Annotated in this window: 19 protein-coding genes; 3 read left to right on the top strand and 16 right to left on the bottom strand. The window is 41.9% G+C overall.

The window, feature by feature from the left end:
* The first annotated feature begins 575 nt into the window (after positions 1 to 575).
* The 3 genes from VEHSUH05_RS03540 to VEHSUH05_RS03550 all read left to right on the top strand — a co-directional run bounded on the left by VEHSUH05_RS03540 (position 576) and on the right by VEHSUH05_RS03550 (position 4,993).
* Positions 576 to 1,715 carry an Ldh family oxidoreductase gene (locus VEHSUH05_RS03540; protein WP_054674299.1) on the top strand — a complete coding sequence of 380 codons (1,140 nt, stop codon included), beginning with the start codon at positions 576 to 578 and terminating at the stop codon, positions 1,713 to 1,715.
* Between the two features lie 300 nt (positions 1,716 to 2,015).
* On the top strand, positions 2,016 to 3,653 hold the full coding sequence (locus VEHSUH05_RS03545; protein WP_105090736.1) for an L-lactate permease: 1,638 nt from the start codon (positions 2,016 to 2,018) through the stop codon (positions 3,651 to 3,653).
* Between the two features lie 152 nt (positions 3,654 to 3,805).
* A complete protein-coding gene (locus VEHSUH05_RS03550) occupies positions 3,806 to 4,993 on the top strand; it encodes a multidrug effflux MFS transporter (RefSeq protein ID WP_105090737.1) in 1,188 nt (395 codons plus the stop codon).
* Positions 4,994 to 5,384: 391 nt separating this feature from the next.
* Here the strand turns inward: VEHSUH05_RS03550 and VEHSUH05_RS03555 are convergent, their stop codons facing one another.
* The 16 genes from VEHSUH05_RS03555 to VEHSUH05_RS03630 all read right to left on the bottom strand — a co-directional run bounded on the left by VEHSUH05_RS03555 (position 5,385) and on the right by VEHSUH05_RS03630 (position 20,754).
* Positions 5,385 to 9,641: a 2-hydroxyacyl-CoA dehydratase gene (locus tag VEHSUH05_RS03555; RefSeq protein WP_105090738.1), complete on the bottom strand. Its 4,257-nt coding sequence runs from the start codon at positions 9,639 to 9,641 to the stop codon at positions 5,385 to 5,387.
* Between the two features lie 423 nt (positions 9,642 to 10,064).
* Positions 10,065 to 11,183: a 1-propanol dehydrogenase PduQ gene (locus VEHSUH05_RS03560; RefSeq protein ID WP_105090739.1), complete on the bottom strand. Its 1,119-nt coding sequence runs from the start codon at positions 11,181 to 11,183 to the stop codon at positions 10,065 to 10,067.
* 11 nt (positions 11,184 to 11,194) lie between these two features.
* The gene (locus VEHSUH05_RS03565) at positions 11,195 to 12,631 is read right to left on the bottom strand and encodes an aldehyde dehydrogenase family protein (RefSeq protein ID WP_105090740.1); all 1,437 of its coding nucleotides are present in this window, start codon (positions 12,629 to 12,631) and stop codon (positions 11,195 to 11,197) included.
* Positions 12,632 to 12,762: 131 nt separating this feature from the next.
* On the bottom strand, positions 12,763 to 13,029 hold the full coding sequence (locus VEHSUH05_RS03570; protein WP_038117192.1) for a EutN/CcmL family microcompartment protein: 267 nt from the start codon (positions 13,027 to 13,029) through the stop codon (positions 12,763 to 12,765).
* Positions 13,016 to 13,507, bottom strand: a complete 492-nt coding sequence (gene pduM / locus VEHSUH05_RS03575; RefSeq protein ID WP_054674284.1) for a PduM family microcompartment protein — start codon at positions 13,505 to 13,507, stop codon at positions 13,016 to 13,018. Before pduM ends, VEHSUH05_RS03570 begins: the two co-directional genes overlap by 14 nt.
* A gap of 1 nt (position 13,508) precedes the next feature.
* Positions 13,509 to 14,348 carry an ethanolamine utilization protein EutJ gene (gene eutJ / locus VEHSUH05_RS03580; RefSeq protein WP_245875921.1) on the bottom strand — a complete coding sequence of 280 codons (840 nt, stop codon included), beginning with the start codon at positions 14,346 to 14,348 and terminating at the stop codon, positions 13,509 to 13,511.
* A gap of 10 nt (positions 14,349 to 14,358) precedes the next feature.
* Positions 14,359 to 14,979: a phosphate propanoyltransferase gene (locus VEHSUH05_RS03585; protein WP_054674281.1), complete on the bottom strand. Its 621-nt coding sequence runs from the start codon at positions 14,977 to 14,979 to the stop codon at positions 14,359 to 14,361.
* A 6-nt stretch (positions 14,980 to 14,985) separates the two neighbouring features.
* Positions 14,986 to 15,261 carry a propanediol utilization microcompartment protein PduA gene (pduA, locus tag VEHSUH05_RS03590; RefSeq protein WP_005385294.1) on the bottom strand — a complete coding sequence of 92 codons (276 nt, stop codon included), beginning with the start codon at positions 15,259 to 15,261 and terminating at the stop codon, positions 14,986 to 14,988.
* Between the two features lie 26 nt (positions 15,262 to 15,287).
* Positions 15,288 to 15,794 carry a BMC domain-containing protein gene (locus VEHSUH05_RS09445; RefSeq protein WP_054674279.1) on the bottom strand — a complete coding sequence of 169 codons (507 nt, stop codon included), beginning with the start codon at positions 15,792 to 15,794 and terminating at the stop codon, positions 15,288 to 15,290.
* A 70-nt stretch (positions 15,795 to 15,864) separates the two neighbouring features.
* On the bottom strand, positions 15,865 to 16,713 hold the full coding sequence (gene pduB / locus VEHSUH05_RS03600) for a propanediol utilization microcompartment protein PduB (protein ID WP_105090741.1): 849 nt from the start codon (positions 16,711 to 16,713) through the stop codon (positions 15,865 to 15,867).
* Between the two features lie 2 nt (positions 16,714 to 16,715).
* Positions 16,716 to 16,997, bottom strand: a complete 282-nt coding sequence (gene pduA, locus VEHSUH05_RS03605) for a propanediol utilization microcompartment protein PduA (RefSeq protein WP_005385289.1) — start codon at positions 16,995 to 16,997, stop codon at positions 16,716 to 16,718.
* 44 nt (positions 16,998 to 17,041) lie between these two features.
* Positions 17,042 to 18,049, bottom strand: a complete 1,008-nt coding sequence (locus VEHSUH05_RS03610; protein WP_105090742.1) for a nicotinate-nucleotide--dimethylbenzimidazole phosphoribosyltransferase — start codon at positions 18,047 to 18,049, stop codon at positions 17,042 to 17,044.
* 18 nt (positions 18,050 to 18,067) lie between these two features.
* Positions 18,068 to 18,508, bottom strand: coding sequence for a EutP/PduV family microcompartment system protein (locus VEHSUH05_RS03615; RefSeq protein ID WP_105090743.1), 441 nt, complete (start codon positions 18,506 to 18,508; stop codon positions 18,068 to 18,070).
* 13 nt (positions 18,509 to 18,521) lie between these two features.
* Positions 18,522 to 18,884 (bottom strand): ethanolamine utilization microcompartment protein EutS, encoded by a 363-nt coding sequence (gene eutS / locus VEHSUH05_RS03620; RefSeq protein ID WP_038117203.1) that lies wholly within the window; start codon positions 18,882 to 18,884, stop codon positions 18,522 to 18,524.
* An 82-nt stretch (positions 18,885 to 18,966) separates the two neighbouring features.
* The gene (locus VEHSUH05_RS03625; protein WP_105090744.1) at positions 18,967 to 19,689 is read right to left on the bottom strand and encodes an MIP/aquaporin family protein; all 723 of its coding nucleotides are present in this window, start codon (positions 19,687 to 19,689) and stop codon (positions 18,967 to 18,969) included.
* 18 nt (positions 19,690 to 19,707) lie between these two features.
* The gene (locus VEHSUH05_RS03630) at positions 19,708 to 20,754 is read right to left on the bottom strand and encodes a cob(I)yrinic acid a,c-diamide adenosyltransferase (protein WP_054674271.1); all 1,047 of its coding nucleotides are present in this window, start codon (positions 20,752 to 20,754) and stop codon (positions 19,708 to 19,710) included.
* Positions 20,755 to 20,776 lie beyond the last annotated feature (22 nt).

The raw sequence follows: 20,776 nt of genomic DNA on the forward strand, positions 1-20,776 counted from the left end.
GCACCTCACTTATAAATTGTACAAACTATAGGATGTATATTTATATTATAATATAGGATTAATATAATAGGTGTAATCTTTGATACAATCCGATTTCTTTCGAAATATACATCACGCACCATAATGTATATCAATGCATTCAGTTATCACATTATATATATCACCTTATCACTAAATGTGATATCCAAATTTGAACAATTCAATATTTATCGATATCTATCCATTATCATTCTTTCTATAATATTGAACAGATATAGTAATAATGCCTATAAAAATTCTGTAATTTTATGAAAAACACGTCCATTGATGACTAAAAGTAATACCTATATGATTTTAGGTATAATCGGACATTATAAGAATGAATTACAGATTTTGTGATGAAAATCACCGTAGCTTATGCGTATTTAGTAATGTTATTCACTATGTAAAACTATTCAACATCACTTGTATCTGTGCTATACTGACAGTGTCATTTGAGAGGATATAGAGCTCACCGGACATCATGTAATGTTCATGGTTGTCGCGAAGCGGAGTTGGCTATATCAGGTACATTTTTCTGAAAAGAGGTTTTAACAATGGCAGACGCAAAAAACACTGTGTTATTCCCTTATGAAACACTAAAAAAATTAAGCATGGACGCTTTCCAAAAATTCGGTTTCACTGAGAAAGAAGCGGACATCATCCAAGATGTACTTTTAACTTCCGACTTGTTCGGTATTCAAAGCCATGGTATGCAACGTATGGTTCGTTACCACAAAGGTATCACTAACGGTTTGATCAAAATCGACGCTAAACCAGAAGTTGTAAAAGAAACTCCAATCTCCGCAGTTATCGACGGTCATGACGGCATGGGTCAATTATTGGGCCACAAAGCTATGGAAATGGCTATCGAAAAAGCTAAAAAATCCGGTGTCGGTATCGTATCCGTACGTAACTCCAACCACTACGGTATTGCCGGCTACTATGCTAAAATGGCATCCGACCAAGGCTTAATCGGTTTCTCCTGTACAAACTCCGAAGCAATCATGGTTCCTGTATATGCTCGTAAAGCTATGCTCGGTTCCAACCCTATCGCTTGGACTGTACCGGCTGATCCTGTTGACTTCTTCTTCGACTGCTCCACTACTGTTGTAACTCGCGGTAAACTCGAAATGTACAACAAAATGGGCAAAGCTACTCCAGACGGCTGGGCTGTTAATAAAGACGGCGTTCCTTCCACTGATGCAGCTGAAGTATTGGGCAACATCTCCCGTCATGAAGGTGGCGGTATCCTTCCTCTAGGCGGTGCTACTGAAGTTCTTGGCGGCCACAAAGGTTATGGTAACGGCATGATTGCTGAATTATTCTCCTCCATCTTGTCCCAAGGCGGCACTTCCAACAAATGTATGGTTGGCGGTAAATCCAATATCTGCCACGGCTTCATGGCTATCAACCCTGAATTCTTCGGCGATCCAGCTGAAATCAAAAAACACTTCTCTCAATTCTTACAAGAATTACGTGAAGCACCTAAAGCTCAAGGTCAAGATCGTATCTACACTCATGGTGAAAAAGAACACGAATCCGTTGCTAAAGTTAAAGCAGAAGGTATCCCTGTTCTTAACGGTACAATGCTTGAAGTTCAAGACCTTTGCAACGAATTAGGTCTTGATTTCAAATCCTACTTTGGCGATTATGTACCAGAAGCTCCTGCTACAATGTTCAAAGGTAACTACTAATATCTTAAGTTAGTATTGGCCCTGACACGGACATGTAGTTAGTACAGAAAGGGGACATAAACACTGTTTATGTCCCCTCTCTTATGTTTTAACCTCTCACAACGATGAGGTTAAAAATTTTTAGAGATTATATCACTTTTTGCGATAAGTATATCTATTAATATGTTGTAACTTCTTATTTTTGCTGAACTTTTACAAAATTATATAATAGCATTTTACTCATCAAATAATTTGATTAACACTACATCGTCCTGTTAAGCATATAAAAATTTTTATTTTATTGAAAGGATGATTTTAGAAATGAGTGCTATCACCGTTTTATTAGCGTTAGCGCCTATCATTTGGTTAATCGTAGCATTATCCATCTTGAAATTACCGGCATGGCAAGCAACCACTGTTGCCGCAATCGGTTCTTTTGTTATCGCCATTACAGCATTCCAAGCTGATCCATTCCACATGGCGACAGGCGCCCTAGAAGGTGCCGCATTGGCCCTTTGGCCAATCCTATTAGTTATTACAGCTGCTATCTTTGTTTATAACTTGGTAGTATACACAAAAGCCATGGAAACAATTAAAACCATGCTTTCTTCTGTAACATCTGATACTCGTGTACTTGCATTATTATTAGCATGGGGCTTCGGTGCTTTCATGGAAGGTATGGCGGGCTTCGGTACTGCCGTTGCAATCCCTGCAGCTATGATGGTTGCCGTAGGTTTTGACCCGCTAAAATCTATCATTGCATGTCTCGTTGCAAACTCCGTACCGACTACATTCGGTTCCATCGGGATTCCGACAACTACATTGGCATCTTTGACCAACCTTGATCCAAGTCATTTGGGTACATTCATTTCTGTACAATTATTTTTACTCAACTTGATTGCGCCATTCTTTGTTGTTATGATCATCGGTGGCGGTATCAAAGCATTGAAAGGCGTATTCCTCGTTACCTTGCTTTCCGGTTTAGCATTAGCGGTTCCTGAAACAGTAATCAATGCCGTAATGGGTCCTGAATTGTCCGTAATCTCCGCCTCCATCGTAATCATGGCGGTTATTATTATCTGTGCAAAAATCATGCCTCCTAATGACCCTGAATACGCAGTTAAACAGACAGGAGAAACTCCTAAGGTTTCCGGTGGTGAAGGCCTTGTAGCAGCTATGCCGTTCATTTTAATCTTCGTATTATTGTTATTAACTTCTAAATTATTCCCTGCAATCAACGGACCTTTAGCATCTATTAAAACTTCTGTACCAATCTACACAGGTCAAGGTGCTAAACCTTATACATTCGTATGGATTGCAACTCCGGGTATCATGATTTTCATCGCCGGTATTGTTGGCGGTTTCATCCAAAAAGCGAAAGCCGGTGAAATCTTCGGTACATTGGGTAGCACTGTTAAGAATCTGAAATTCACATACCTTACTATCATCACGGTTGTTATGACAGCTAAATTGATGACGTATTCCGGTATGACTGCAGATATCGCAAAAGCAATGGTTGCAGGTACAGGTTCCCTGTATCCTCTATTCGCTCCTATCGTAGGTGCATTGGGTGCGTTCTTAACGGGTTCCGGTACAAACTCCAACGTATTGTTCGGACCACTTCAAATCGCTGCGGCTCAAGGCTTGAATCCTACGAACTTCGAAGACCTAGGCTTCTGGTTGGCAGCTGTTAACTCCGGTGCAGCCGGTATCGGTAAAATGTTGTCTCCACAATCCATCGCCATTTCCATCGGTGCCGTAGGTCCTGCTTTGAAAGCATACCTAGAAAGCCACAAGGACATCAGTGCTGAAGAAGCTCATAAATTAGAAAACGAAGTACAAGCGAATGTTATCATGAACAGCGCGTTCAAATACTTCATTATCTTTATCATTATGCATGGTTGTATCTCCTACTTCGGGCAACATTTCATCCATGAAATTCATCATATGTTCTTCTAAACATATAAACTAAAAGCAAAAAGGAACGGCTCGCAGGAGCTGTTCCTTTTTTTGCTCAATCATGATAAAATATTTAAGTCAAAACATTACATGCAGTCTGCGAAGTGCGATTCGCAGGCTTTTATTTTTTCATTTTTATATAGGAGAACACTATGACTCAGCAAACCTCTACCAAGGTCTCCTTTATCCTGGTAGTCTTCCTCGGTCTATTAACAGCCATTACACCGTTGGCGACCGACATGTACCTGCCATCCTTACCGATTATGCCCGGCGAACTCAATACATCCGCCTCAAATATTCAGATGACCATCGGTATCATGACCTTCGGTATCGCCTTAGGGCAACTCTTCGGGGGTCCTATCAGCGATACGCTTGGTCGTAAGACACCACTTATTATCGGAAATCTGTTATGCGTTATTTCCAGCGTTATCTGCGCCTACGCGCCGAACATTGAAATACTGTTACTAGGGCGCTTTCTACAAGGTCTAACAGGCTCTGTAGGTGTCGTTATCGCCAAAGCCATCGCCCGCGACTTTGCATCGGGACAAAAACTGACAAAACTCTTTGCCTTGCTCATGATGGTCAACGGATTAGCCCCTGTATTGGCTCCGCTCATCGGCGGACAACTGCTGCTATTCACCACATGGCGCATGATTTTTGTCATTTTAGCGATATTCTCCCTTATCTTATTGATAGGGTCTCTCTTATTTCGTGAAAGCTTACCGAAGAATCAACGTGTTACCGGAGGTGTGAGCACAGCCTTAGCAAATTATATCAAACTCATTAAAGACAAAGCCTTTCTGGGCCAGACTCTAATTCAGTTCTTTGCATTCGGTGCCTTCTTTTCCTATATTTCCGGTTCATCCTTTGTATATCAAAATATATTCCATCTGTCGGCCCAAGAATTCAGTTACCTCTTCGGCATCAACAGCTGCGGTATCATCTTAGCCAGTTTCATCAGTTCCAAAGCAAGCAACATCATAACGGCTCGTCAGCTTTTATCTTTCAGCCTTTGGCAACTCACCATCGGCTCCGCATTATTTTTAGCAACTATGCTCCTTGAGTGGCCGCTCATTCCTGTAACAATTATCTTATTCTTTACAGTATGTACGGTCTCCCTATTCGGCTCCGCATCATTTTCCATGGCGATGACAAAATACGGAAAACTCGCCGGTAGCGCATCCGCTGTACTCGGCTTCGCAAGTATGTTCTCGGCAGGGCTCGTATCTCCACTCGTGGGGATTGGCGGAGAACATACAGGCGTGCCCATGGGGGTAACAATGCTAGTATGTGCAGCGCTTTCCTTATTGTGCCTATATGAATTAGTAGAAAAAGAATAATCTCTTTTATACATTTATGTGAGCCCCACAATGGGGCCCGACTATAGCAGAATACTATTAGTATATAACTATGGAGGCATCCCATTGAGGGGCTATACAGTTAAATTAAAATCGGCTAATTTTTTTACAAATAGACTAAGCACCATAACGGAAAGCGCATGCTCAACTGATTGTAGGGAAAAGGGGCTGTTTTGTTACAGCCCCCTCCCTCTACCATCTGCACTAGTTATATTTTCAATGGGACTGCTTCATATATACAGTTATAAAAAGAGACTACCTATACCGATGCGCGACTTAGCTCGCTTTGAAGCGCGGAGGTATAGGTAGTCTCTTTTTAATTAAATTATCGATATGTAACGGGACCCCATTGAAAATATAACGGAATACTCATTTACTCGAACATTGTAGACAATAATAGTTTCAAACGGTTTGCCTGATTTACCGCACTGGAGCCTGGATCGTAATCGATGGCGGCAATGCGCACATCCGGATAGGCGGCGGATAGTGTTTTCACCATGCCTTTACCGGTTACGTGATTTGGCAGGCAGCCGAACGGTTGCAAGCACACGACCTGTTTGGCACCTTTTTCGATGAGATCGATCATATCCCCAGTGAGAAACCAGCCTTCACCGCATTGATTGCCAAGATCGATAAAGTGAGCCGCCTCTTTGGCCACCTTCGTCATCCGTTTCAACGGATCAAAATGTTTCGACGCAGCAACGGCCTTAGCATATGGCAATCGATATAATTCAAGGGCTTCACGAGCCAGGCTGCCGAAGAAGCCGGACAACCATGTACCGTCCAAATGCTTAGCACGATAGGTACTATCCATCGCACAGTACAAAAAGAAATCGAGCAAGCCGGATGTAACGACTTCACCGCCTTCTTTTTCAATGAGTTCATTAATATTGTTATTGGCGCTCGGATGGAATTTAACGTAAATTTCCCCTACGACGCCAACACGAGGTTTCTGCACCTTTTTATCAACTGGAAGGTTATCAAAGTCATTGATAATCTCCTTGATATACTTACTGTACTGACGAAGACTGGCCGTGGTAATATTCTTACGGAGCTTTTCAACCCAGTAATCACATAATGCATCGGTCGAACCAGGATTCGTTTCATACGGACGTGTAGCCAGTACGCATTGCATGAGGGCATCGCCGTATACGACAGCCTGAATCATACGATGCAGGAAGCCCTTAGTCAATTTGAAGCCCGGTTGACGTTCCATATCGCTCGCATTGAGAGATAGAATCGGAACCTGCTTCATGCCGGCATCGATGAGGGCTTTACGCAAGTAACCGATATAGTTCGTCGCACGACAGCCGCCACCTGTTTGAGAGATGATAACAGCTGTTTTATTTACATCGTATTTACCGGATAACAACGCGGACATGAGTTGCCCTACGACGATAATCGCCGGATAACACGCATCATTATTGATATACTTAAGACCTACTTCGATATCGTCGCGAGTCGGAGCCGGCAACAAATCAAAATCATAGCCTTCACTCTGAAGAACCGGTTCCAAGAGGCTAAAATGCAACGGCGACATTTGAGGCACCAGGATTTTGTAAGTCTTGCGCATTTCCTCAGTAAACACGACGCGATTATAATCATAAGCCGGCGTTTGATCCACAACGACCTCTTCCGGAGCCTCAGGATTATGATGACGTCTCAAGCTGCGTTCCATTACGGATTGTAATGAGCGCAAACGAATCGTAACAGCGCCGAGATTCGTGCCTTCGTCAATCTTCAATAATGTATGAATCTTATGTTTTGCCGAAAGTATATCTTTCACCTGATCGGCTACGATAGAATCAAGGCCGCAACCGAACGAGTTGAGCTCAACAATTTGGAATCCTTCCGTACGACTCACAAATTCAGCTGCACGATATAGACGACTATGGTATGACCATTGATCGACAACGCGCAGATGTTTGATTTCATTGCCGAGAGGTGCTACCCCATCCTCGGTGAGGACAGCCATCCCGAGGGATGTGATAAGTTCAGGAATACCGTGGTTGATACCGGAATCCAAATGGTACGGACGCCCCGCCAACACGATGGTCGGAATCTGTTCCGCTACGAGACGGGATACAGTTTTCTTTGTAGTTTCTCGATACGAAGCCTTACAGTTTTCCTGCTCTTCCCAAGCCTTTTCGACAGCATTGGCAATATCCTTTTTCTTGAGGTCAAGGAAATCCAATGCTTTCACAAGGGCGGGAACAAGAGATTTCTTATCCGCCAACGGCAGGAACGGACTATGAAACGGTGTATCACCGAGTACATCCTGCATGTTGTTTTTAATCAGTTCCGGATAGGAAATAACCATCGGACAGTGATAATTATTGTCTCGGCTGTACTCCTTAGGCCCATGTTGCACACATGGATACCATATAAAGTCCACCTGAGAATTCGCTAAATCGCGAATATGACCGTGTACAGCCTTCGCCGGATAACATGCCGTATCGGATGGAATTGTATCGATAGCCTTGTTATACTGATCCTTGGTGGTGTAATCGGATAAGATGACTTCACAACCTAATGTATTGAAGAATGTGAACCAGAACGGAAAGTCCTCATACATATTGAGCACGCGAGGAATGCCGACACGCAACTTACCTTCAAATTCCGGAATATTTTTCTTTAAGTAGTAGTCGAAATAACGACGTAATTTGACCTCTACTAAGTTCGGCACCGGTTTTCGCGCCTCCTGAATCATATCGCCCGCACCGCGATCACAACGGTTACCCGTCACATAGGTACGCCCGTCTGAGAAGGCATTAATAGTGAGCATACAGTTATTGGAGCACAGACCGCAATTGCGCATCGTCGTTGACACCTGCAATGATGCGAGCCCTTCGCTATCGAGCAATGTGCTGTTCTGGGTTTGGAGATCTTCTGCCGTTTCAGCCGCAAGTAACGCCATGCCATAAGCCCCCATCAATCCGGAAACATCAGGCCTGATCACCTCTACGCCCATCAATTTTTCAAAGGCGCGCAGTACGGATTCGTTGTAAAACGTACCGCCTTGTACGACGATATGATCGCCCAGTTCTTTAGGATCTTTTACCTTGAGAACCTTGTAAAGGGCGTTTTTAATAACGGAATACGCAAGGCCGGCCGCAATGTCCTGTACTGTAGCACCTTCCTTTTGAGCCTGCTTTACCTTGGAGTTCATAAATACCGTACAACGGGACCCCAGATCGATCGGCAACGGTGCCAACAGGCCTTCCTTGGCGAACTGGTCGATAGGAATGCGCAGACCGGTCGCGAATGTATCGATGAAAGAACCGCAACCGGAGGAACAGGCTTCATTCAATACGATGTCCTCGATATAACCGTCACGAACCTTACAACATTTCATGTCCTGCCCGCCGATGTCCAGGATAAAAGACACATCAGGACAGAAGAAGCGGGCCGCCCGGTAATGGGCCATTGTTTCCACTTCCCCGATATCGATACCGAGGGCGCGTTTCAAGAAGGCTTCACCATAGCCGGTAACACCGGAATGAGCGATATAAGCCTTCTTCGGCAACTGTTCATATATTTTTTCAATAATTTCTCGAGATTTTTCTAACGGTTTTCCGTGGTTAGGACCGTAATGAGAAAAAATAATTTCCTTATTGCTGTTAATCAGCACTACTTTCAGCGTTGTCGATCCTGCATCGATACCGAGATAACAAGGTCCTTCAGCATCCTCGATATTCGCTTTCGGCGTCACCGCCTTCGCGTGACGCGCACGGAATGCCTCCAGTTCCTGCTCATTGGCAAACAGCGGATCAATACGGTCCGTCGCCTCCATAGGCTCGCCGATAAGGTTACCGATTTCCCTCGTCAACTGACCTACCGTGATGTCGCGACAGTCCTCTTTCATCAACGCAGCCCCTAATGCGACGAAAAGCTCGCCGTTCTCAGGAATAATGCGATGTTCCTCATCAAGATTCAATGTATCGCAGAAGCATTGGCGCAATTCGGACAAGAATGTCAACGGACCGCCGAGAAAGGCCACATTACCTTCAATTTTATGACCACACGCAAGACCTGCAATCGTCTGATTTACAATGGCCTGGAATACGGATTTCGCGATATTCTCATGAGATGCGCCTTGGTTCAGCAACGCCTGCACGTCTGTCTTGGCGAAAACACCGCAACGCGCCGCAATCGGATAAACCGTATCGGCATTCATCGCCAACTGGTTGAGACCGGATGCATCCGTTTGCAATAATGTCGCCATCTGATCGATGAAAGCACCCGTACCCCCTGCACAGGAACCGTTCATTCGATGCTCAGCGGTCTGACCTAAATAGGTTACCTTCGCATCTTCACCGCCTAATTCGATGATGACATCCGTCTGTGGATATAAAGCCTTAATGGCCCGCGTTTCCGCAATAACCTCTTGTACAAACGGTACACGCACCTTTTCAGCCATAGCCATACCGCCGGATCCCGTAACAGATATATGTACCGGTGCATCTTCGTAACCCACTTGAGCCTCTTGAAGCAAAGTATGTACGGTATCCAAAATGTTAGCATAATGGCGAATATATTTTTTATACAAATAATTATCTTGTTCGTCCAATAATACGACCTTAACAGTCGTAGACCCCACATCAATCCCCATGCGTAGCATGTGTTGCATAGATACCTCTCTTTATGATAACCGTATGATTCAATCAAAATCATACTTTCTTACGTGAAAGTAACGCGTATTAACTACGCCCTTACATATAATCCAATGAAATTAAACATAAGTAAGCTTTCACAGTAACACCTAACCTTCACAAGAACATCTAATTTTTTAAATATCCTATACTTATATTATACAACAAATACAGCTAAAATCTAAGTTTTTCTATATTACAATGAGTTATAAAGAATATGCCTAATTTGATTTACAACGCCAAATTCGTTAGTTATAGGTTTTATAAATTATTATATCATTATAATATAAAAATAAAGTATCTATTGATACCTTTAATTAATTTATAATAAAAAGAGACTTCAATGATTATCATTAAAGTCTCTTTTTAAATAATATTCAAAACATAATTTTACAGATCTTCTAAAGCACATTTTTATACAAACCGATAAGATCATCACGATTAGCAGGATATGGATTAAATCGATAACACATATCCTCTAATGCTCTATCCGCCATAAGCCCAAGCTTTACTTCAGAATGAATCTTATCAACTCCAAAATCGGTAAGGCTCATCGGGCATTCTAAAGTCTTCTGTAATTTGACAATCGCCTTCAACAGAGAACCTAGTTTATCCCTATCTGATATATCAGGAGATCCAAAACCAAGTTTTGTAGATAAATGTGCGTATTTCCGCATCACCGCTAGATTATGAGCACAATTAAAGGCTATCACATATGGCAATAACATACTATTAGCTAGGCCATGCGGGACATGAAATTGTCCTCCTAGCTGATGAGCCATAGCATGAACTATACCTAATCCAGCCTTATTAAAAGAAAGTCCCGCTAAACATGATGCTTCATGCATAGACATCCTATCATAGTCTGTTGCTGTTGATTTATGACATTTTGGTAAATATTCAAATACAAGCTCTATAGCCCTTTGAGCCAAAGCATCAGTAAAGTTATTCGACTCTATCGCCACATAAGCTTCAAGGGCATGCACAAGAACATCCATGCCACTATATGCAGTAACATTTGGTGGAGATGTCTTTACGAATAACGGTGTTAATAAAGCTTCGTCAGGTAATACCGCATCATCAAGAAGTGGATATTTTATTTGTGTTTCACTATCTGTCAGAACGGCAAAAGATGTTACCTCTGATCCGGTTCCACTAGTAGTTGGAATAGCAATAAAGGTTTTAATATCCATATGTCTAAGCTTACGCCCAAAGTAAGCTACACCCTTACTCATATCAATGCAAGAACCTCCACCGATAGCAATAATTACAGTCGGTTTAACGCTGTCCATAAACTCAATTCCTTTTGCTACATGCGTAATTGGTGGGTCAGGTACTACATCAGTATAAATATTTACCTTATTTTGATCGTCCATAAGTCCAATCACATACAAAAGATTTGGTGAGTCTTTCAAAAAAGGGTCACATATGATAAGAATAGATTCGTTATTAAATTCTGTAAGACGATTCAACGAATCTGCCCCTGCATAAATTTGCGTAGGAAATGTCCATTGATCCATATACTCACCACCTATCGTATATTAAAACCTGTCGTTAAACAGCATCTACGACGGCGTGCAAAGCATCGAGCTGTGGTTGTCGATTCTCCAGTTGGCGTTGCAATAGTAAAGGTGGTTGTCCCTTCTCCACTAAAGCCCAGTCCTGCATAAGATGGGCCATTTTTAACAAAAATAGATGTTTTCATTTTCTGAGCCATCCGATTAAGTCGTTCCATATTTAGTGAATGCATTGTTGCAGTATGATGTAAGCCCGCTTCTAACATCAAGCATACATCGAGACCTTCATCAAAGCTATCTACCGTTACAACCGGTAGAATAGGCATCAACATTTCAATCACTGCAAATGGATGGTCTTTTGGTGTGCGCATGATAATCAACCGTGGATCATCATTGTACGGAATATGTGCCGCATCAAGAATGGCGCTTGCATTCTTACCAACAAACTTCTTATTTGGTGTTCCATTTGGCAAAACTGTCAATTCTACTAAACGTTGGATATCTTGTTGATTTTCAACAAGAACACATCCGACATTTACCATTTCTTGAACAAGTTGTGGTTCAATTGGTCGCATTGCAACTACGCTCTTTTCGGCAATACAAAGAATATTATTATCAAGACTAGCACCTAGGACAATATCCTGAGCTGCCTTTTTAATATCCGCTGTTTCATCTACAAAAGCCGGTGGATTTCCAGCCCCTGCACCAATAACCTTTTTACCACTTTGAAGTGCTTGTTTTACAACGCCGGGGCCACCAGTAACAACTAACAAGCTAACATCCGGATGCAACATCATCTCTTGAGCAGATTCAATCGATGGTTCATGAAGTGTAACAATAAGATTCTCAATACCAATAGATTTTGTAATTATTTGATTTAATTCACTAACAAGTAATCTACTTATATTCTTTGCGCCTGGATGTACACTAAAGAATATAGCATTTCCTGCTGCTAGCATACCAATAGAATTACATATTAACGTTTCTGCCGGATTAGTGCTTGGTGTAATAGCACCAATTACACCATATGCGGACAATTCATATAAGGTCATACCATTGTCACCAGTTTCACATTCTGTAACAAGGTCTTCTACACCTGGTGTTTTATCTAGTGTAAGATTTAATTTCAATACTTTATCCGCAACGCGACCCATTCCTGTTTCTTCAACAGTTTTCTGAGCCAACTCTTGTACTCGTGGGCGCATAGCAGTACGAATATCTGCTATTACCTTTTCACGAGTTGCCAAGGTACAGTCTTCAAAGCGTGCTTGCGCTGCTTTCGCGGCTTGAATCGCCTCATCTACCGTATCAAATACACCTGGTTCAGCTTGATGACGACTTCCAGATACTTGTTTAATAGATTGCGATAAAGCGGTCTCTTGCTTTTGCCCCTGTAATACATCTATAACCATGGAGCGGATCATTTCTTTCAACTGTGTATTGTTTTCCATCATGAACCTCCATATAGGTTGCACTGCTGATGCAATGGCCATGTCAACTTACGGTGTACACAATCAGGGATACATTCATGATGTGACACAATAACTAGGTTTAACTTTGGCACCAGCTATTTCCTATATAATTATTTTTCAAAACTATCAATAATACCCACAATGGCGCAATCTACTGCGGTGCCTTTATCATCTTCGAAAATATGCCGTGCCGATGAGCCTCGAGTTAGAAGCACATATTCACCTTCACCAGCACATACTGTATCGACGGCGATTTCTATGCGCCCCGTCAACCCTTGTTCTCCATCGAGAATATCCACCATCATCAGTTTCATTCCCTTTAGAGATTCATGCTTTTGAGTAGATACGATACTACCCACTACTTTACCGACTTGCATACTTCTCGTTCCCTTCAATTATTGTGATACCTAAGCGCTCTATCTCATCACGAGCAACCATGGTGAACCGTTGTCCCCTATATATGACGATAATAGACTGACTTTCACAAGATCGAACAAAAGAGGCCGTTATCCAGGCTTGATGACAAGCATATATAGTGCGACCAGATTTATCTAAAAATTTGATAGGCCAGTCTAAAATGACTGTTGGACTCATTAGCGAAGTAACAGGGACTACAAGACGTATTGTTACCTCACAATCATATGCTAATGCACGGTGCAAACAGACTACCCAAGGCACCAATGTATCGCTCATTAACTCTCGTATATGACCATAATCTACACCAGTAAAAGAAATGAGCTGGTTCTGCAACAATATATGTTCATCATAGGTATTGCACTCTGTGACAATAAAAGTTACAGTGGATGTCATGCGCTTTTCCAGGCGTTCTAACACCAGTTTAACTAATGCATCCATTTTACTGTTCACTTCCCATGGCAATCCCTAAGGGCGTTACAAATTCAGGATACAATGGCTTATGAACAGGTAACCCTATATATTGACTGAAAGTTTTTGTAAACTCTTCAAAATTAGAAGCCCCACCTACAACAACTATAGGCGTTCCTTTTTCATAACCACCCTCTTGCAACGCATGCTTAGAAATAGCTGCCATTTTTTCAACAACGGGCCGTATCGTTGCGTATACATCACGTTTATTTTCTTCGTTTCGCTTATAAACCTCCGCTTCTGAGATAGAAATTCCATAGGCCCCGCTGATAACGAGGTTCATATGGGTTCCTCCTGTAGGCTCATCTACGGTATATACAACTCGGCCATCCTTTAAAATGCTTATGCCCGTAGTACCACCGCCAACATCGATAACAGCTCCATCCGTAATTCCTAGCACATTAGCAGCAGCTGTAGGTTCATCTAGAATGCAAGTTACTTCAAAGCCTGCACTTTCTAGTACATGACCTACCACATCTTTATTCTTGCCTATCGTTCCAGGTGGAACAGCTGCTGCAGCATATACAAGATCCGTACCTAAGGCTAATTCTGCCTTAGCCTTTAAAGCTCGCGTAATTTTAACAGCTCCCACATAGTCAACTACAAGACCATCACGAATAGACTCGTTATATTCAAAGGCACCATATATAGGCTTGCCTTTATCGTTAACTACGGATAAGACAATAGATGACGTACCAAGGTCAATACCTACACGCAAATTCTTTTGATTATGAGAACTCACTTGTTTGGATTCAACAAGTTCCGAGAACTCTTGCAATGTATTATTTGCCTTTTTCAAGCCTTTCATCATATCACCTACTTTACTGTACAATTCTCGCCATTACTGAACCTTGTACATTGGCAGCATTTGCCTCATCTGTATCAATATGAAGTTCTAGAACAAAGCCAGGTACGACCCGAACAATGACGTCACTAAATACAGTAGTGCGTTCAGTCGTTTGTAGTTCAACATTTACTCTATCGCCATCGTTTACATGGAACCGTTTTGCATCATCAGGCGACATATGAATATGGCGCTTTGCAATGATACAAATCGGTTTTGTAACTTCACCATTTTCGGTACATAGGGTAATCTCTACTGCCGATTCTAAATGACCAGATAACACAATCGGAGGTTTTATACCTAATGTACGAGCATCGGTCAAGGATACCTCCACTTGTGACTGCTTCCTAAGAGGACCTAAAACGCGGACATTCTGTATGACTCCTTTAGGTCCCACTAAGGTAACTGATTGTTCTGATGCAAACTCTCCAGTTTGCTTTAAATCACTTTTCTTAGTAATGGCCTGATTAGGAAATAATATATCCCAGTCCTCCTGACATAGATGGACATGTCTATTACTCACACCTACGGGAATAGACGATTCTAACATGGCTTCGATCACTTCTCGTACGATAGCACGAATCTGTTCCCGATCCATAAGCTATTATCCTTTCTTAGGTAAGATTAATTCTACATCGCTATGAGGGCGTGGAATCACATGAGTAGATACTACTTCGCCCACTTTTTGTGCTGCTGCACAACCTGCATCAACAGCTGCTTTTACAGCGCCCACATCACCACGAACCATTACAGTTACAAGACCGGAACCAATTTTTTCAGTCCCTTCTAATGTAACATTGGCTGCTTTTACCATTGCATCAGCCGCTTCAATAGCGCCTACTAAACCTTTTGTTTCTACCATGCCTAATGCGTTATTCATGATAATCTCCTTTATTAATTACTACATTATTTCTTTTTAGAACTTTTCTTTAATGCCGTTTTCTTTGTGCCAGTCGACTTAGAACTTTTCGGTTCTATAATTGTAGATACGATTTCATCTAACACTTCAACAACCTTTTTATCTGATGCGGATTTTTCTTCCACAGTAGTAATAGCTTCTACTTTCACTGATTCGTTATCTACAGTTTTCTTAGCTGCTTTTGTATCATCAGATATCTTAGCCGACTTATCTGTAAAGTCATCATTAAAGGATTCTACTAAGCCTTCTGCAGGTCGAGGAATTACTTTATGAGCTACATAAAGGTTCAAACCTTTTGCAATAGCTACACCAGTTTGAACAGCTGCTTCTACAGCTGCCACATCACCAGCAACCTTAACAGTCATCCAGCCAAGCCCTCTCGCCTTTTCTATTCCTAACAACCATACATTTGCAGCCTTAACCATTGCATCTGATGCAGTAATAGCTCCCAATAAACCAGCTACTTCTAGTAACCCTAGTGAATCTTTCACCATGCCACCTCCCGACGTCTATTTCTTTTGATGATTCGCACGTAGGATGCATGCATTCCTATAACACGGCTTATTAAATTATGTACGAAGAACCTATATTCTTAGGTGTACTTCCCATAGTTTCTAATAAGACTAATCCCACATCACGTGCTGCTTTTACGGCTTGTTTAACAGCTCCTGCATCCCCACTGATTTCTAAAGTAACTTCGTTACACATAGCTGAACTCGATGGAGATCGATAACCTACCATATCTACATTAGCTGACTTAACTGCTGTATCCGCCATAACTACACCGATAGCTGCTGGGGCTCCAACGATCAAGCCAAAGGCTTTACCTTCTGGTGTCCCAAAGGCAGTCACTAATGCTTCTCCTGCGCGAGCTGTATATTGAACCTCCACATGACCAGCTTCGTTCATATATACTTCACCGAAGGTACGTTCTAATTCACGCAATGCTACTTCTACAGAACGTCTTACATCAGATACATCATCGCCGCCAAATATGATAAGGGAACCAGAACCAGCGCCACCTTTCATATCACGGGCAAGTTCAATGCTAACAATCTCGGTATTCGTTGCTTTTACAGCTTCATCAGCGGCCATGATTTGCGGCCCTGCACCTGTACGTGAACCTAAGATACCGATAGATCGATATGACTTAGTGAGCTTCATAGCTTCCAATACTTGACTGTCTACATTGGCAATTACGAGGCCAATTGTATCGCCTGTTGTAGTACTGCCTACGTGTTCAGTAATCATTGAAGTTTGTAGTTGATTTGTAGTAGGTGAACTTACAGGTGACGAATCACATGCACAAGATGCATTACCTGTTACGCCTGTAGTTTTGCTTAAATCAGCACCATCGATACGCATCAATACGCGCTTTAAAATCTCATCTACCATACTTTTAGTATCGGCCATAATTATTCACCCTTTGTTGGTAAAATACCTTCTACATCTTTATGTGGTCTTGGAATTACATGAGTAGAGATAACAATACCTACCCGTTCTGCAGCGGCTGCACCTGCGTCTACAGCAGCTTTTACAGCACCTACATCACCGCGAACCATAACAGTAACGAGACCAGAGCCAATTTTTTCATTTCCTACGAGTTCTACATTAGCTGCTTTAAGCATTGCATCTGCTGCTTCAATAGCGCCTACTAGGCCCTTAGTTTCCACCATACCTAATGCTTCTTGTGTCATCTGTTTTCTCTCCTTTTACAAAACATAGAGCAAAGATTACAAATTTATTTCTCTAATAGTTCCACCATAGTACCTATATTCATAAAGGCAAAGTGTGCTGTTTTAAGTAGTTGTACCATTAATACTGCACCAGTTCCTTCACCTAATGCCATTTGACCATGGATTGGAACTTCATCAAGACGAATATTTGCATAAGCCAATGCTGCTGCCATTCCTACCTCACGAGAATAATGAGATGGAATGCCATATAATGGAGCCTCTCCATTCATTTGCGTAGCACAAGCCATGGCAACTGCTGTTATATAACCATCGATAACAAATGGGATATGTAAGTCCGTACAAGCTACCATAGCGCCTGTAATAGCGGCTATATCAAAGCCACCTACACGGCTGATTACCTCTTTTGGACTATTTAAGTGCCCCTTATGATGAGATAGTGCAGTACGTACAAACTCTCGTTTTTGATTCATGTACGCCTCTTCATCAGGACCAGATCCAGGACCTACGGTTATCCGTGGGTCTAGTTTTGTAAGACCACTCAAGACAGCTGCTGAAGTAGTTGTATTACCAACACCCATTTCACCGAAGGAAAATAGGTTAACACCCGATTCTGCATAGTAGACAACGCGGTTATATCCCGCTTGGTACGCTAGGTCAAATTCTTCAACGCTCATAGCGGCACCATCTAATATATTCTTTGTGCCTTGAGCTACCTTTCGATTTACCCCAATACCTTGCGGACAAGCAATGCCTACATCTACCACTTCGTAAGGAATATGGTTAAAGATACAGTAATTAGCAACTGCGCTTTTACCATCAATCATATTTTGAGACTGTTTACGGGTAATCTCATAGTTATAACCAATCAGGCCATCTACGGAAATACCATTATCTGCCGAAAAGATAATATGCTGAGCATGAATCTCAGTTTTCATATCCTGCCAAGCAAGACACATTTTTTTAAAATATCGTTCCCATAGACCCAAGCTTTTTGGAATGATCGCCTTATTTAAAATAAATTGATTAAGTTGCTCTTCAAAACCTTTGTCCATGGAAAAACCTTCTTTCAACTAACCATATATGTAGTTACACAAATGTTCTAACGACTCTTCGTCGTGAACGGATATTTCAAAAATCTTAGTGACTCCCGCTAGCTTGAGATTACGTCGTGGCACTTCCACATCTTTTCCCGTGTCTACCTTGGATACAACCCCTATAACCTCGCGGTTTAAGGAGTTACCAAAGCTTGGTGGAAATATAGTTGTTTCATCACCTGCTGGGATCATGAAAATCACTAAATCCGCATCATAGGCATGCAAGATAATGCCTCGATAGTAATTAGGATTTTCCATATATTCCCCCGGTGTATCAATGAAGTTTCCCACCCGCGTTATAGCTTGTGTCTTATGATACGTAGCTGATCCATGCGTAATTGTATCGGCCAATGTAGTCTTGCCACAACCACTACGTCCTACTAGGAGGATACGCTTTTCTTTCTTTTCGGTACTCATAATTACCCTTTCATTAGGATCTTGTTAAATCCGTTGGGAAAAAGCCTAATATGCGTTGCAGTCCTTCAATTACACTGCGTAATGCAGATTCAACAGCAGATACATCACCAGTTATGAGAAGTGCCCCCGAAAATCTATCGATGAAACCGATTTCGATATCACCGGATTTACTTGCAATATCGGCTGCAATAATGGTCCCTTCGCCAGGTGTTATGGTAAGAATTCCAATGGCATTTCTACCTTTTTCCTCGAGCCCCATTTTTCTAAATAGGTCTGGTTTAGGATTGGCAATAACATGGGCTATCGTAACCTGTTTTCCGGGTACAAATTCTTGTATGATGCGCTGTTTTGCATCAATTACCTCTTGAAAGGCCATATAATCTCCTCCTAATTCAACATGTGTTCTTTAAACTATCCTGACAAACTATAATTCGTTTTATCTTATATACTAGCTAAAGTTAAGGTGCCACTAATTGGAAGAATAATACGGCTAAGCCTGCGCCGATCAATGAACCAATAAATGGTACCCACGCATATTGCCAGTTCGCTGTCCCCTTATTAGGAATCGGTAATAAGGAATACGCTAAGCGTGGGCCAAAGTCGCGCGCTGGATTTAATGCGTATCCAGTAGTCGCACCAAAAGACATACCAATAGATGCTACCAAGATACCGATAACCATAGGTGCTAAGCCATCAGCCATTTTCCCTAAGCAGAGAATAGCTAACATGAACATAAACGTAGCTATAATTTCGGATATCAAATTGAATGGTTTATTATCAATAGCTGGACCTGTTGCAAAAATTCCTACACAGTTTCCTTCGTCAGGGCCTGTTACCTTAAAGTGTGGATAATAGAACAGTGCAGCAATGGCGGCACCTGTAAAACCACCTGCAATTTGAGCTATAGACATTGGAATCACTTGATCCCATGGAAATGTTCCCGCCACAGCAAGAGCAAAAGTAACCGCTGGATTCAAATGACCAGGACCACCAAGAGCAACCCCTACATAGACACCAAAGGCTACGGCAAAAGCCCATCCAAAGATAATGTGTAACCAATTAGTACCAAAAATACTAACGATGGTTTTCTTTAACAAAATTGATGCATTTGTACTATTACCAAATGCAATTAGAACGGCAGTACCAACAAACTCACTAATATACATTTGCGTTACGTCCATTGTTTTCACCTCATAAATCTACAAAGATTGTAATGCGTGAGATGCAATGTCCATATCTTGTACCACGGTACCACCGCTAATGCCAAGTCCTCCGACTATCTTGCCATTGATGATGATTGGATATCCTCCACCAAAGGTGCAAATTTTACGGTTTACCATGGATTCTATGTTGAATAGATCGCCATCAGGCTGTGTGCTTGGATATATTTCATGAGTTGCTGATTTAAGCGCCACTGCGGTGTACGCCTTTGCCTGTGCGATGTCGTTACTGATGAGCAATGCATCTGACATACGTTGGAAATACATTAATACACCGTTTGCATCTACTATAGATACAACGATAGGTACGCCAATGGACTGAGCGTAGTCCATTGCCGCTTGTGAAAGTTTCGTCATAATATGCTCTAACTCGATTCCAGTTGTCATATCATTAACTTGATTTTCAACATTATGCTCTATATGACCTAAGCTTTGATTCGTTTCTGTTAGTATTTCCGCATGTCTAGTTACAACACGTTCTGAAACGCGTTCTACAATTGTTTCTACAAATTGTACATAGTCTTCCAAGCGAGCCATGATATACAGAGCATCAGATAGTCGATTAATAAATTTTCGAACCTCATCGCGGATAGGTTCCACGGAACCTAAGCTAATAAGCAACCGTTCACCACGACGACAAATTGTACGTGCCACATGTAGCTCTGCAGCAGACAGGTAATTTCCACTTAATATAAAGCTATGTTGCTGTGGCAATCGCTTCGTATAGTCATCGATTATACGTTCCAAGTCACTAATATCTTGTTGTGAAATTAAATTGCTACTTTCACTAAGATTTTCCACATGAGGTGTTGCTATCTCCGCACATAAGCGGAATAGCTGATGTTGTAATGTGTGAAGCACATGTTTATTGTCTGATGAGACGACTATTTTCTCACATACACTAACCTGTGCATTTAATTCATCAAAGGTTCCATATGTGTCCACACGAAGTGAATTTTTAGGTACCCTCGTCCCATCAAACAAGGCCGTTGTACCTGCATCACCAGTTTTCGTATAAATAGCCATATGCACTACCTCTCAAGTTAAT

The organism is Veillonella denticariosi JCM 15641, from assembly GCF_002959855.1.
Lineage (GTDB): Bacteria > Bacillota > Negativicutes > Veillonellales > Veillonellaceae > Veillonella > Veillonella denticariosi.

Excerpts from the sequence above, each read along its gene's own strand:
- VEHSUH05_RS03540 (WP_054674299.1), top strand. The coding sequence starts at position 576 with ATGGCAGACGCAAAAAACACTGTGTTATTCCCTTATGAAACACTAAAA.
- VEHSUH05_RS03545 (WP_105090736.1), top strand. The coding sequence starts at position 2,016 with ATGAGTGCTATCACCGTTTTATTAGCGTTAGCGCCTATCATTTGGTTA.
- VEHSUH05_RS03550 (WP_105090737.1), top strand. The coding sequence starts at position 3,806 with ATGACTCAGCAAACCTCTACCAAGGTCTCCTTTATCCTGGTAGTCTTC.
- VEHSUH05_RS03555 (WP_105090738.1), bottom strand. The coding sequence starts at position 9,641 with ATGCAACACATGCTACGCATGGGGATTGATGTGGGGTCTACGACTGTT.
- VEHSUH05_RS03560 (WP_105090739.1), bottom strand. The coding sequence starts at position 11,183 with ATGGATCAATGGACATTTCCTACGCAAATTTATGCAGGGGCAGATTCG.
- VEHSUH05_RS03565 (WP_105090740.1), bottom strand. The coding sequence starts at position 12,631 with ATGGAAAACAATACACAGTTGAAAGAAATGATCCGCTCCATGGTTATA.
- VEHSUH05_RS03570 (WP_038117192.1), bottom strand. The coding sequence starts at position 13,029 with ATGCAAGTCGGTAAAGTAGTGGGTAGTATCGTATCTACTCAAAAGCAT.
- pduM (WP_054674284.1), bottom strand. The coding sequence starts at position 13,507 with ATGGATGCATTAGTTAAACTGGTGTTAGAACGCCTGGAAAAGCGCATG.
- eutJ (WP_245875921.1), bottom strand. The coding sequence starts at position 14,348 with ATGATGAAAGGCTTGAAAAAGGCAAATAATACATTGCAAGAGTTCTCG.
- VEHSUH05_RS03585 (WP_054674281.1), bottom strand. The coding sequence starts at position 14,979 with ATGGATCGGGAACAGATTCGTGCTATCGTACGAGAAGTGATCGAAGCC.
- pduA (WP_005385294.1), bottom strand. The coding sequence starts at position 15,261 with ATGAATAACGCATTAGGCATGGTAGAAACAAAAGGTTTAGTAGGCGCT.
- VEHSUH05_RS09445 (WP_054674279.1), bottom strand. The coding sequence starts at position 15,794 with ATGGTGAAAGATTCACTAGGGTTACTAGAAGTAGCTGGTTTATTGGGA.
- pduB (WP_105090741.1), bottom strand. The coding sequence starts at position 16,713 with ATGGCCGATACTAAAAGTATGGTAGATGAGATTTTAAAGCGCGTATTG.
- pduA (WP_005385289.1), bottom strand. The coding sequence starts at position 16,997 with ATGACACAAGAAGCATTAGGTATGGTGGAAACTAAGGGCCTAGTAGGC.
- VEHSUH05_RS03610 (WP_105090742.1), bottom strand. The coding sequence starts at position 18,049 with ATGGACAAAGGTTTTGAAGAGCAACTTAATCAATTTATTTTAAATAAG.
- VEHSUH05_RS03615 (WP_105090743.1), bottom strand. The coding sequence starts at position 18,508 with ATGAGTACCGAAAAGAAAGAAAAGCGTATCCTCCTAGTAGGACGTAGT.
- eutS (WP_038117203.1), bottom strand. The coding sequence starts at position 18,884 with ATGGCCTTTCAAGAGGTAATTGATGCAAAACAGCGCATCATACAAGAA.
- VEHSUH05_RS03625 (WP_105090744.1), bottom strand. The coding sequence starts at position 19,689 with ATGGACGTAACGCAAATGTATATTAGTGAGTTTGTTGGTACTGCCGTT.
- VEHSUH05_RS03630 (WP_054674271.1), bottom strand. The coding sequence starts at position 20,754 with ATGGCTATTTATACGAAAACTGGTGATGCAGGTACAACGGCCTTGTTT.